Origin of the sequence: Paenibacillus dendrobii (genome assembly GCF_009807035.1) — a bacterium.
Lineage (GTDB): Bacteria > Bacillota > Bacilli > Paenibacillales > Paenibacillaceae > Paenibacillus_AQ > Paenibacillus_AQ dendrobii.
The window spans coordinates 159,291-171,766 of record NZ_WUBI01000001.1 but is presented as its reverse complement, the minus strand read 5'-3'; the positions used below and the strand labels follow the sequence as shown (position 1 = coordinate 171,766).

Here is a 12,476-nt window from a genome sequence, read left to right as displayed (position 1 = left end):
TGACAACCAAGATTATGATATTAAACCCAATAGTTAAATCATACCTAATAATCAAATATACCCCTACCCTCCTAAGTCCTATTTAAGAACATGCATTCTTATTTTTAGATGTGACCGTGGAAATAAAAAAACAGATCCATTCTGGTGTTTTGCACCAAAATCAATCTGTTTTGATTAATCCCATAAAATAAACAGGGCACTTCCTACCATTTGTTTCCTAAACCATGTGAACTGTTCTGCGCATTTATGCAAATACATCATCCTCGCGGCAACAATAACAATATACCTAAAGCTATAATGATGATAAATAGGATACGTTCAAATTTTTTCGCAGGAATTCGTTTATTCAGCAGTACGCCCAGGCCCGTCGCCAAAAGAATGACAGGAAGCGAATAAGCATACAAAATAAATGCGTCAGCAGTCCATAGTCCCCCAAGCGCATGGCCAATGACAACCAGAACACCGGAGATCAGGAAATGCGCCTGCAAGGTGCCACGTAAACGCTCGGGACTCCACCGCCGCAAAGTACCATAGATCATCACCGGTACGCCATTAATATTATACGCGCTGCCTAATACGCCGGAAGCGAACCCGAACGGCCAAACCCAGCCGCGGCTGTTCAGACGAGGTTGTTCCATCGCTTTGGAGAGCCTCTTCTTCAATAGACAATACATTCCATAGCCAACGAGAAAAATGCCTAAACCGGATGTGATGATATAGGAAGGTATGGAATTCAACACATAAAGCCCGACCGGGATCCCGATCACAGTCGAAATAGCGAGCCGGAGAAGAACGGGCCGTTCAATATGGCGCCAACCACTCACGACTGTCAAGATGGCAACGGTTAATCCGGCTAATCCGATTAAGGAAACCGAAGTTTGCAGCGGAATCGGAAGTAGGGTAAGAAGCGGCATGCTTACAATCGCCTCACCGAACCCAAAGATGGATCTCATTAAAGCACCGACAAACACCGCAGCTACGGCAAGCATAATTAGCGACATCGACATTAAAGAACCACCCCGTTCATCCCAAACTTTTTTTCGCGCTTCGTAAAATCATATTCAATAGATAGACTTTGCAAATGCATTACCTCCTCATGTCGTTTCGAAATCATAACATACCGAATATGCTATGAAAATAGCTATTTTAACGCGCTCTACTGCCTATAATTCACGAGAAAACAACCACATCAATACAGGGATTTGAATTATAGGACAAAACGTCTACAAGGGCAAATCTAGCGCGTCTAATACCCGTTATCCATTTCCGAAAAAAAGAAAAAAGACTATCTGTTAGACAGACAGTCTTTTTCGAGCGCTATCATGTTCATTTATTGCCGGTTCTTCTGCTCCGCCCTCTCTTTAACCGTATTAATCATCTTGTAATAACCTCCGTTTACCTCCACAGCAATCGCATCATCCGAATCTATGCCTGGAATCGAGTATAGTTTTGTACCCTCGCTAAACCTATTCGAATAAACGCCTTGCCCAACAATGTACTCTTCTGTAATGAGAGACTCTACCCTTCCTACTTCCCGCTCCATTTGCGGCACTTGGATATCGGTAACCCGGTATGAGATACCATTCCAATGCACAAACTCATATGCCCATGAATGCGAAACACCCGAGGTAACGGTCTTCGCTTGATTTTCTGCCGCTTGACCCCTTGGTTCGCATCCGAACAGCAGCAACGGGATCATCAAAACCAACATGAACTTATGTATACTTCCCCATCTCATCTCAAGTTCAGCTCCTTCACAGAATCGCCCTCATCCAATCCATTTCCGACTCTATCGAATATGATAAACCGATCTAAGAGTGAAGGAGGTGGGCCTACTGATCAATCGAACATTCGATATCATCTTTAGTCTCGGCCACAGTTGTCAGGTGGCTTCCCAATTAAGACGGAATCATTTGCGAAATGTTGCAGGTCCGCTGGATTGGTTCAACTTTGCGTCGACAAACGCCGTATGCAAGGTTGTAACCAGTCGTTTTCATGGGTTTATGGAACTTGAACATCTGGAGGTTTACGGCAAATCGAAGAACTGCTACTATGTGCGCGACAGGCAGACCACCTGCTTATCCTTCCATGATTTCAAAAACAACCCGAATCTGCCGCCGCTCCATGATTATCATGTTTTCAGGGAAAAGCTTGAACGGAGAATACACCGTTTTGAAACGGCCTTGTCCTCCGAAGATAAGGTGTTCCTCATTCGGACCCTAACGGATCCGGCTGACGCGTTAAAAATTCATCATGCCGTTACCGAAGCGTATCAGAACCCGAATCTGCATTTTCTTTTTGTCCTCAATGGCAGCGAATCAGGGATTAAACCTCTGCCATCGGACAGTGATCGTATTTCCATTGTTCAAATCCCTCACGGGAACACCTGGGAAGGCGACTACGAGGCATGGAAATCTCTCCTGGGTTGTATTTCGTTACGCAAAACGTAGATTGATTCACTTTCTGATTTCTTAAACAGGAACTAGCCCTTAAGAATTCCCCTATACTATGTCACTAACGGATGGGCAAGCATGATCTTCTCTGCAATCTCCCACAATTCCGGAATTAATCGAATGGCCTCTTCGCTGCGGTGGACAAGATCCTGAGGAGTATGTACCCCCAAATCAACCAGCAACGAGTCAAAAGCGGGCTCAAACGAGCGCCTAACTGCGTCCGAAGCATCCGCGGCTAATATGTGGTGGCATCTTGCAAACGTAGCCGTAATCCAGAAGACCGCTTCGCGGTGATTGCCTGTCCGGATGAGCTCCCTGCTCCCGTCAATGGCGATGGAACGCGCTTCGGATGTAATGTCAGAGCTGAAAAAAAATGCCGTTTGGGCGACAGATGCCGCCGTATCAAAGGTCTGTTCGAGTCCGTCTACATGCCGCTGTACTTTGGAGGGCGTCCAATCTTCGCATCCCAACACATGAAGCAGCTTCGGATAAAACTCTTCGTACCCATATTCCGAAAGAACTTCCCGCGCGGCCAAATACCGCAGCCTTACCGTCGGATTGCGCAGAGCCGCCACTAAAAGAACATGCGTCATTACTCCCGTCGGAAACAACCATGACATGACCTGCTCATATAAAGGGCTGGATGAATTCAAGGAGCAAAGGCCGGCTTGGACCCGGTTCCTCGCCTCCTCGCAGCGAAGCTGCACCCACTTCTTCTCCGCAAACTGTTTGGAAACTTGCGCTTGAAGCAGGCTGAGTTTTCCCGTGGGATCATCAATCAGCGTATTCATACGGAAGCTTCCCGCGAGGTGGTAGCTCCGTAAAACCCGTTCCGCCGATTCCAGCTGCTCCGATGATATATAAGTCACCTCGATCAACGTATTCCGGAACATGAATTTTCCTAGCTTCTGCGGAGGCAGTTCTCCCTCTTTGACGACGACAATATCCACATCGGAACCCACGGGCAACATATCCTCATCGGACCGCCCAACCGTCGACCCGCTGAAGTAGGCACCTAGATATCCTTCATCTTTTCGCGCATAATCATATACCCAAACCGATGCATTTTCTCTTGCTAATCCGATTCGCATCAAAGTGAACATCTCCTGCCATCTAGGATATGAAATATACTTATGATCATCCTATCCGCAAACGTCGCTCCCATATGCCTTACCTTTTTATTTCTCGGGCAATCGCAGAATATCTATCATTTCGACGTTTTTTCCCATACTTATACATCGATAATCCTTCCAAGAAATGTTATTCGCCACTATAATAAGAATATCATTTTTTACAGAAAAGAGGTTAATGGCATGAAAGACAAGCTGAAAGGGCTCCTGCTCGGACTCCTAATGGGCTCCATGGCAACGGGCGTGACCGCTTTTGCAGCCTCCGGCACAAGCATTCAGGTCGTTTGGAAAAACATCAGCTTATATATGGACGGAACCAAAACCAAATCAGCCGAAGCCTTCATCTATAAAGGAACCACTTACGTGCCGATTCGGCCTGTATCCGAGTCCATAGGCAAAGATGTCGCTTTGCAAGGCAGCGATTTGTACATCGGCAAACAGCCTGTCACAACGGCCATCAGCGAAGACAAAGCCATGGAGCTGGTCTACCAGAAAATAAAAAAAGACGCTGACAAGTATCATCTGAAAATGATGATCGACAGCGCCGATGACAAAGAATATTCCATACATGTTTTCGAGGATTATCCTGATCATATTGCCACATATGGCTGGTACAGCGTCACAAAGACGACTGCGAAAGTCTATCATGAGGATATGATCACCGGGGAAAGAAAGGAATTGTAATTCGCAGTCTATCGCGTAATCGTGACCGACAGTTTAGAAGTATATGATTATTTATAGAAGAATTTTGCGGTTAGAAATACGTTAATGCCGAAACTTTATCCCTTTAATTGTGCTGTGCTTTCGATAATGAGGATTCTTCGATCCGCTTATTCAGTTCCTGCCAATAAAGCTCCTCGTCTATGGGGAGCTGGACGGTTTCGGCCGTCCAGCTCGACAAATGCATCGCATTGGATAACATCAAGCTCCGGATGCCTTCTTCCCCTTGGGCAATCAAAGGCGCTCCAGTGAGCACGGCCTTTGCAAACGAAGCGATGATGCCCATATGCTGGCTGTTGTCCCCTTCAGCTGGCACCACGGACACATCAACGGAAGGTTGCGCGAATCCCTCTTTCGACTCGAAACAGTACACCCGTTCGTTTTGGCTGAGCTTATGCAGCGTCAGCGTATTGTTTTCGCATACGAGCTTTCCCATCTCCAAGGTAATCTCAAGGCGGTTCGTACCCGGCAAGTCGGCGGTTGTCGTGATGAATACCCCTGTCGCCCCGTTCGGAAACTCCAGATAAGCGGTCACGTCGTCTTCCACCTCAATGTCATGCCACTTGCCTTGATGGCAGAAGGCTCGGACCTTGGACGGCATGCCGCATATCCACTGCAGCAGATCCAGATTATGCGGGCATTGATTGATCAGCACTCCGCCGCCTTCGCCGGTCCAAGTGGCCCGCCAGCTCCCCGAATCGTAATAAGCCTGCGTCCGGTACCAATCGGTAATGATCCAATTCACCCGCTTGATGGCGCCGAGCTGACCGCCGTGGACGAGCTCATGCATTTTCCGGTATAACGGATTCGTCCGCTGGTTGAACATCATGGCGAACACCAACCCGCTTTCCTGCGCCCGCTCGTTCATTTCCCTGACCTGCTTCGTGTACACGCCCGCAGGCTTTTCGCATAAGACATGCATTCCTCGGTCAAAGGCTTGGATTGCGAGTCTTGGATGGTCGTAATGCGGGGTCGCGATAATTAACGCGTCGCATAGACCGCTGTCCATCAAGTCTTCCGGACGGCCAAAGAACCCGACTGTCTCTGGCAAGTAAGCTCTGGTCACCTCAAGCCGGTTGGGATCGATATCCGAAACGGCCGTTAGCTCTACTTCGGGCACCGTGCCGCGAATCAATTTTTTCGCATGATCCGAGCCCATGTTTCCGAGCCCGATGATGCCAATGCGTAATGTGATCATCCTGTCCCCTTTCTCCTCAGCGGTAGCCGAGGGCAGCCAAATTATCATAACTTGCCTTTAGGCAGTCAAACGGACTCGTCTGGCAGACGTCCTGCTCGATGAGCAGATGCTTTGTATTAGCTTTTTCGAGCGCTTTCAAAATACCTCTAAAATTCATGTTTCCTTCCATGACCGGAGCCATGACCTGCTGCGTGCCCTGAACGGACATATCCTTTAAATGCACGCAGTGAAGCCGATCCTTCAAAATATCGATCCATTCGCACACATCCGCGCCGGCGGCTTGAACCCAATACGTATCAAGCGTTATGCCCATTTCTTCAGGCGAGAAATCTTCGATCAGACGCTCGATAAGCCGCTTGCCGTCGATTTTCTCGAATTCGAAATGATGGTTGTGATACATCAGCAGCTTGCCCGCCTCGGCAATCCGACCTGCGGCTTCCCCGAAATCTTCGGCGAAATAGCTGTACCAATCTAACCCCCGGTATTTATCCGGCATCGCGCCGATCCCGATGTAATTGCATTCCAATATGTCATGCTCTTCGATGACCCGGTCGGTTTCGTTCAGGATCCGGTCCGGATTGGTATGCGTCAGAACGATTTGAAGCGACAGTTCATCGCATATCTCTTTTAAAGTTCGGAGCTCGATAGGCCCCAAGGCGGAGACTTGAACCGTGGTATAGCCTATTTCCGCAATTTTTTGCAATGTTCGCCGAATATCTTTTTCCGTTTGTAAAAAGGATCGTACCGTATACAACTGTGCGCCTAAATTCAAAAAAATCGGCTCCTTTCCAATCATTATTTCCTATGCCCATATCCTTCATTATACGTTTCCCATAGGGATTCACCATTGCAAAACCGTTCTTCTACCTTGCAAAAATAGCGGTCGTTCATTAGACTAAAACCACGATTGATATCAGAGGAGGAGACGGATGCTCCCCATAAATATCCATACCGACGCAATCATTCTTCATCATGCCGTGGATGTGCAGCGAACCGACGCATACGCTCTACACTGCCATAATTATTATGAGGTGTTCTATTTCATTGCAGGGGATGTCAGTTACCTGGTGGAGGGGACGCGATACGTTCCGGAGCCGCACAGCCTGCTGTTGATCGCTCCCCATGTTTTTCATGGGGTGAAAATCGAAAGCGAGTCTCCCTATGAAAGGATTTCTCTTCATTTCGTCCCTGCTCTTCTGCCGCCGGAGAATCAATCCACGCTGCTGCGCCCGTTTCATGCCGAACAAGGCATGGCGAGAATCTATTATAAGGACCTTGACGGAGAGCTTTTTTATCCTTTTTTCAAGCAATTGATGGATGCACGCCTCGCCGACGAGACCATTCGTAATCTCGTACTGCGCGTGCGTCTCGAAGCCCTTTTGTCGCAAATCCTGATGTTCGGCTATTCGCTACAGCCGCGAGCCGATGCATCATCTTCCGCCCGAACCGTATCGGACATTATCGCTTACTTGAACGACCACATTTCCGATTCGTTTACGCTGGACGATCTATCCGCCGCATTCTATATCAGCAAGCATCATTTGAACAAGGTTTTTCGAAAAGCAACCGGAACGACCGTAGGCAACTACGTGGTCCATAAACGGGTGGTCATGGCGCAAAACCTGATGCTGCAGGGCCAAACGGCCAGCGAGGCTGCCGCTTCCGTAGGCTTTGGCGATTATTCTACGTTTTTCCGTGCCTATAAAAAGGTGCTGGGGTACTCCCCTTCCGTCAAGCAGAACCCGATGCTTTTGAAGTAAAGCCTGCAATAAATTGAAAAATCGAATTACTTTGATATACTAAATGAAAGAGATACGTTCGTTTACCCATGCGCAGAAAAAGATTGAGTATATGGCGCTGATAAGGTGAGGAAACGCTCAAATTGGATGAGAATCGGAGAAAATTATGCCTAAGGGTCAAACCAAATCATTATATCAAATGATCAAAGACGATATACTTTTGCAGATCGAAAACCACCAGTTCCGCTACGACAAGCCGATCTGTACGGAAAAGAGCTTGTCCGAGCAATACGGCGTAAGCCGCATTACGGCCAAGCGGGCGATCGAGGATCTGGAAACGGCGGGAATCCTTTACCGCAAGCGCGGCGTCGGAAGCTTCGTGCGCCTCGCCCCTCCTGCCGCAGACGCGTCAGGCCTGGATACCGCCTCTTCCGAGGGGATGTTGCGCAGCGCAAGAACCATCCCCGTGATATTGCCGTTTGCCGCGAACCAAGGCGGATTTTTTCGCATCGTCGAAGCCGCGACCCGGCGGCTGGAAGGGGCAAACATCCATCTGGCCCTGCATGTTTGCGAGCCCTCCCCTATGAAAATGCGAAGCCTCCTCCTTCGCCTGTTCGCCCAAGATGCGGATAGCCTCGTTCTTTATCCGTCCGGCAGCGAGCTGTATTTGGATATTATGAAAATGTTCGCGGATCACGGCAAACAGGTGATTATTCTGGACAAACCGCATGACATTGAATATTTGAGCAGCGTCGTGTGCGATAATTTCGGAGGCGGGTACATGCTGACCCGTCATCTCATCGATTACGGTCACCGCCGGATCGCCTACGTATCCCGCTTCTCTCCGTCTGAAGCGTCCAGCGTGGCCGACCGCTATAACGGATTCGTTCAATGCATGAAGGACCATGGGCTGGAGGTTCCTGACGAACATGTCAAACTGAACGTGAACCCGGATTACCATATGCTGAAGCATATCATTAATGGGCTGCATAAATCGGGCGTAACCGCCATCGAATGCGAAAACGACGAGGTCGCCTTCAACGTGTATATGTGCTGTCTCGGGCTTTCAATCCAGGTGCCCGGGCAGATGAATATTACCGGCTTTGACAATATCGAATGGGCGGTAACCGGCAGCGCGCAAATCACGTCCGTCGATCAAAATTTTGCCGTCATCGGCGATACGATGGCTGAGCTTCTGATGAGCGGCGAGGCCCATCCGGTAAGCAAAGTCGTCCCTGTCGACCTCGTTCCCCGCGCGTCCACCGCACCTGCGGAGGATTGAGGTGTCGCGCCGAGACCGGGCAACCCTACCATTTTCATAAGCTTTCGTTCATGAACATACGACGGCCCCTCGTGTCCGGATCAAGCCTTTTCGCAGGATCCTGGACCGAGGGGCCGTTTTGTATCATTCCGATGTTCTTTTATTCGTTAAAAAGACTTAACGTCAATCCGCTCACAGCAATATCGCCATGTCCGCCCGTCAGCTTGACCGTATTATCGCTGCCCGGCTTCAATCGGACGGTGAAATACGCAATGCCCTGGCAAAGCTCGGCGCTTCCCGTGGAAGGTGCGTTAATCAGGGAATAATCGTGGCCGTTGACGTCAAGACTGACTTTCGCCAAAGCTTCGGTCGTGCCGTAGTGAATATAAATCGTGGCGCGACCGCCGCTGCCGCCGTCGATCTGACGAAATTCACAATAGGCGCCCTTGGCTTCCAAACCGCGGACAACCGGTTCTGCCGCCGTCGTCTGCACGATCGCTGCGCCTCCGCCCGTGAACCCATCTGCCGCCGGATAGGAAACGGACGCTTCCGACACCGGCGTTTCGCCTACAGGCTTGAAGCCCTCCTTGGTTTGGACGACGGTTTGAATGGTTCCGTCTTCGTTAAAATTCAATTTATCGATGCATACGCTTCGTAAGTTGCCGTGTCCCGAAATGTCCTGGTTATGGTAGAACAAATACCACTGCCCTTTGTATTCGGCAACCGATCCGTGCGTCGTTGAGCATCCGGTCGGCTCAAGGAAAATACCGCGGTACGTCCACGGACCCAGCGGATGATCGCTTGTTGCATAACGCATCCGATTGTTACCCTCCAAATTGTCGGCATACGTCAAATAGTAGAGCCCGTTACGCTTGAACGCCCATGCGGCTTCATGAAAATCCTCCAGACCAGTCATGTCCAGCATCGTTCCTTTGATGGATACCATGTCTTCGTTCAATTCTCCGCCTTGGCATTTGCTGCCTCCCCCGTAATACATGTAGGCTCTGTCGTCTTCGTCGACGAACACGCACGGATCGATCATCGCGAAGCCTCCCAAGCCCTCGATGTAGCCCTGATCGGTAAAGCCGCTGGCCGGCTTGTCGCTTGTCGCAACCCCAATTTTCCATGTATCATTCCAGTCGGATCCGCTGGGATGAGGATAATAGAAATAATACATGCCGTTTTTATATGCGCAGTCGGGAGCCCACATAAACCCGCCTTCCGGCCGTCCCCACTTCACATCGCGCGAATGAAGGATTTCGCCTTCGTCCACCCAGTTCACCAGATCGTCCGAGGAAAAAACATGATAAGCGTCCATGAGATCACAGCCTCGCGGGGGATCGACGTCATGGGAAGCATAGATGTATATTCTTCCGTCATCCCACACATGCGCCGACGGATCGGCCGTGTAAATGCTGGTAATGGCCGGATTTTGACCGGCATGTTTCACAAAAGCTTTTGGAATACCCTGAGTGCTCAATATTAGTTTCCCCTCTCTTATGATATATCATATTAGTTAGTTTGATATATAATTCTAATCATCATTTTACACGGTGACACCGTTTGCTGCAACTTTGGTTTTTAATGCGATGGATGAAGATCATAGCGGTCACCTTTGGAAGCGTCCCAGCTCCAGACCCCGTTCCCATGACTTTGGATCTCCGCCTTGATTCCGTTCCGAAGCAGCTCGATGTCCTCGCATGCGGTTCGGATTCGGCACGGTCCGTCATGACCGGCACGAATGAGCGCATGCTTCAGATGGCCTTTTGCCCATCGCAAATCGACCTCGAATCCTCCTCTTGCCCGCAAGCCTTTGATCTCCCCGTCCCCCCAGGAGGCAGGAAGTGCCGGCAGCAGGTGCAGCTCGTCCATATGGCTTTGCAGCAGCATTTCGGCAATGCCGGCCGCTCCGCCAAAATTGCCGTCAATTTGAAACGGCGGATGGTTATCGAGCAGGTTCGGCAGCGTGGAATGGGCAAGAAGCGCCAGCACATTCTCGCCAGCCTTTTCCCCGTCCTCCAATCTCGCCCAGAGATTGATGATCCATGCCCGGCTCCAACCGGTATGGCCGCCGCCGTGCGCGAGCCGGCGCTCCAGCGTGACGCGTGCCGCCTTAGCCCAGTCCGGCGTGGCATGTTTCGAAATGCGCGTGCCGGGATGAAGGCCGAATAAATGGGAAATATGCCGGTGGCCGGGCTCTGCTTCCTCATAATCTTCGAGCCATTCCAGCAGTTGACCATGCTTGCCGATCTGCGGCTGCGGCAGCCGATTGCGAAGGTCGGCTAATGTGCCTGCTAAGTCCTGATCGATGCCAAGAATCCGGGCTGCTTCGATGCAGGCGCCAAACAACTCGTGCAGAATCTGGCTGTCCATCGATGGGCCGGCGCACAGCTTTCCATGGCGGCCGTCAGGCATCACATAGGTGTTCTCCGGGGAAACCGAAGGCACGGTCACAAGTCGGCCATCGGGCAGCTCGACCAGAAAATCCACGAAAAACTCCGCTGCTTCCTTCAGGATCGGATAAGCCCGGCTTAAAAAATCGAGGTCCCGGCCAAACGAATAATGTTCCCACAGATGGAGGCATAGCCAAGCAGTCCCCATCGGCCAATAGGAAGCCGGTATATATAAATCCTGCGGAGCCGTATCTCCCCAAACATCCGTATTGTGATGCGCGACAAACCCGCGGCATCCGTACATTTCCCGCGCCGTTCGCCTTCCGGGCTCACGCATGCGTTCGATGTGCTCGAAGAGCGGCTCGTGGCACTCGCTCAGATTAGCAGCTTCTGCATGCCAGTAATTCATTTGCGTGTTGATGTTGATCGTGTATTTGCTGTCCCATGGGGGAAGAAACTGATCGTTCCATATTCCCTGCAGCGTGGCCGGCAACGAGTCCGGACGGCTGGAAGCTGCCAGCAGGTATCGCCCAAACTGATAATAAGTCGCGATCAGCCCCAGGTCCGTCTCTCCCTCCCGGATGCGCTGCAAGCGTATATTCGTCGGCAGGACTTCCGGCCGTTCGTCGTCGTTCCCCGCGCCCCGGCTTCCTAAACGAATGGACACGCGTTCCATGATCGAGCGCATATCGTCCATATGACGCTGCTTTACCAGCTCGTAAGGGCATCGGGATACGGCATCTGCCGTCTTCAGCACTTGCAAATCCGGATCCGCGAATCGAAATCCCGTGGCTGCCGTGACGATCAAGACGACCGAATCGGCCTGCTCCACTCTTACATGCTCGCCAATGATCGTACAGCACCCGCCGTCCGCGCTTAACTGGAAGGCCGTGCTGAAAGCCGAGCCGTCTGCTCCCCCTCCGCTGCCTTTCATCATCAGCGTGCGTTCATTGACTTTGACCAATGCATCGTATTCGCGGTTGGTCGTTCCCCGCTTCATGCGGGCGCTAAAACTTACGGCGCGTGGAACATCGGCGCGGATTCGAATGACGAGGGCCTGATCCGGCGCGCTTACGAAAAGCTCCTGCACGTATTGAACCCCCGCAGCCAGATAACGAATGGTTGCCACGCCGGTCATCAAATCCAGTTCCCGCGCATACGCGGCGACTTCTCCGGAATGCCTTACAGATAGCTCCACTTCGCCTAACGGAACGTAGTGCCGCTGGCTTTCCGGAACGCCCGACAAAGCCATGACGGCCAGTTCCTCCGCTTCCTGGACACGTCCTTCCAATAGATCCTTCCGAATCTTTGGCATATGTTTAAGCGCATCCGGATTGTTCCGGTTTCGCGCTCCTCCATACCATAAGCTATCTTCGTTCAGCGCGATGCGAACCTGGTCAGACGTTCCATAAATCATGGCTCCAAGCCTGCCGTTGCCGACCGGAATTCCGTCCTCCCAACGTTGGGCCGGCTCGTCGAACCATAGGACTGGGCGATCGAAATCCGTTTGAAGTGATGTCTCAGACATGGGTAAAACCTCTCTTTCATATCTAATGTCGGACTTCAGTTATTTCGGTTCATC

General features: G+C 50.8%; 11 protein-coding genes. 4 read left to right on the top strand and 7 right to left on the bottom strand.

Going from position 1 to position 12,476, the window contains the following annotated elements:
• Positions 1-257: 257 nt before the first annotated feature.
• The gene (locus GRF59_RS00675) at positions 258-1,007 is read right to left on the bottom strand and encodes a sulfite exporter TauE/SafE family protein (RefSeq protein ID WP_160495760.1); all 750 of its coding nucleotides are present in this window, start codon (positions 1,005-1,007) and stop codon (positions 258-260) included.
• A gap of 323 nt (positions 1,008-1,330) precedes the next feature.
• The gene (locus GRF59_RS00670) at positions 1,331-1,738 is read right to left on the bottom strand and encodes a hypothetical protein (protein ID WP_160495759.1); all 408 of its coding nucleotides are present in this window, start codon (positions 1,736-1,738) and stop codon (positions 1,331-1,333) included.
• A gap of 88 nt (positions 1,739-1,826) precedes the next feature.
• Here GRF59_RS00670 and GRF59_RS00665 point away from each other — a divergent pair, with 88 nt between their 5' ends.
• The gene (locus tag GRF59_RS00665) at positions 1,827-2,450 is read left to right on the top strand and encodes a DUF1796 family putative cysteine peptidase (RefSeq protein WP_341479983.1); all 624 of its coding nucleotides are present in this window, start codon (positions 1,827-1,829) and stop codon (positions 2,448-2,450) included.
• 56 nt (positions 2,451-2,506) lie between these two features.
• On the opposite strand, the gene GRF59_RS00660 is transcribed toward GRF59_RS00665, so the two are convergent.
• Positions 2,507-3,544: a hypothetical protein gene (locus tag GRF59_RS00660; RefSeq protein ID WP_160495758.1), complete on the bottom strand. Its 1,038-nt coding sequence runs from the start codon at positions 3,542-3,544 to the stop codon at positions 2,507-2,509.
• 222 nt (positions 3,545-3,766) lie between these two features.
• Here GRF59_RS00660 and GRF59_RS00655 point away from each other — a divergent pair, with 222 nt between their 5' ends.
• The gene (locus GRF59_RS00655) at positions 3,767-4,267 is read left to right on the top strand and encodes a stalk domain-containing protein (RefSeq protein WP_160495757.1); all 501 of its coding nucleotides are present in this window, start codon (positions 3,767-3,769) and stop codon (positions 4,265-4,267) included.
• 103 nt (positions 4,268-4,370) lie between these two features.
• Here GRF59_RS00655 and GRF59_RS00650 read toward each other — a convergent pair whose 3' ends face one another.
• Positions 4,371-5,501 carry a Gfo/Idh/MocA family protein gene (locus GRF59_RS00650; protein ID WP_160495756.1) on the bottom strand — a complete coding sequence of 377 codons (1,131 nt, stop codon included), beginning with the start codon at positions 5,499-5,501 and terminating at the stop codon, positions 4,371-4,373.
• A 16-nt stretch (positions 5,502-5,517) separates the two neighbouring features.
• The gene (locus GRF59_RS00645) at positions 5,518-6,204 is read right to left on the bottom strand and encodes a sugar phosphate isomerase/epimerase family protein (RefSeq protein WP_237391570.1); all 687 of its coding nucleotides are present in this window, start codon (positions 6,202-6,204) and stop codon (positions 5,518-5,520) included.
• 226 nt (positions 6,205-6,430) lie between these two features.
• On the opposite strand from GRF59_RS00645, the gene GRF59_RS00640 reads away from it, so the two are divergent.
• The gene (locus GRF59_RS00640; RefSeq protein WP_160495754.1) at positions 6,431-7,261 is read left to right on the top strand and encodes a helix-turn-helix domain-containing protein; all 831 of its coding nucleotides are present in this window, start codon (positions 6,431-6,433) and stop codon (positions 7,259-7,261) included.
• Positions 7,262-7,406: 145 nt separating this feature from the next.
• Positions 7,407-8,522 carry a substrate-binding domain-containing protein gene (locus GRF59_RS00635; protein ID WP_160495753.1) on the top strand — a complete coding sequence of 372 codons (1,116 nt, stop codon included), beginning with the start codon at positions 7,407-7,409 and terminating at the stop codon, positions 8,520-8,522.
• 139 nt (positions 8,523-8,661) lie between these two features.
• Here the strand turns inward: GRF59_RS00635 and GRF59_RS00630 are convergent, their stop codons facing one another.
• Together GRF59_RS00630 and GRF59_RS00625 are read right to left on the bottom strand one after the other, a co-directional pair.
• The gene (locus GRF59_RS00630) at positions 8,662-9,981 is read right to left on the bottom strand and encodes a family 43 glycosylhydrolase (protein WP_202128460.1); all 1,320 of its coding nucleotides are present in this window, start codon (positions 9,979-9,981) and stop codon (positions 8,662-8,664) included.
• 101 nt (positions 9,982-10,082) lie between these two features.
• Positions 10,083-12,422, bottom strand: coding sequence for a glycoside hydrolase family 95 protein (locus tag GRF59_RS00625; protein WP_160495752.1), 2,340 nt, complete (start codon positions 12,420-12,422; stop codon positions 10,083-10,085).
• Positions 12,423-12,476: the final 54 nt, after the last annotated feature.